The 333-nt window shown below is 62.8% G+C and carries 1 protein-coding gene; it reads right to left on the reverse strand.

From position 1 onward, the window contains the following. Positions 1 to 333 (reverse strand): MOFRL family protein (locus EN862_RS35300; protein WP_281035874.1); only part of this gene is annotated, 333 nt, incomplete at both ends.

The following is a 333-nucleotide window of genomic DNA, read 5'->3' on the forward strand; positions in this document are numbered from 1 at the left end:
GAAACGGTCGAACGGTCGGCGAAGGCGCCGGCATTGTTTTCGGGGTCATCGATGCCGTCGGTATCGGCGGCAAAGGCGTGAATACCCTCTACGCGATTGATGCCGATGGCCAAGGCGAGCAGGAATTCCGAATTGCGGCCACCTTTGCCCTTTGCCCGCAAAGTCACGGTGGTCTCACCACCCGAAAGGATCAGCACCGGCTTTTGGAAGGGCCGATTACGCGTCGCCACTTCGCGGGCGATTGCCGCATGGACGCCGCCGACCTCGCGTGCTTCGCCTTCGATGGCGTCGGAGAGGATGAAGGCTTCGACGCCTTGCCGCCTCGCTTCAGCC

It is taken from the genome of Mesorhizobium sp. M2E.F.Ca.ET.219.01.1.1, from assembly GCF_004016445.2.
In the GTDB taxonomy this organism is placed as follows: Bacteria; Pseudomonadota; Alphaproteobacteria; order Rhizobiales; family Rhizobiaceae; genus Mesorhizobium.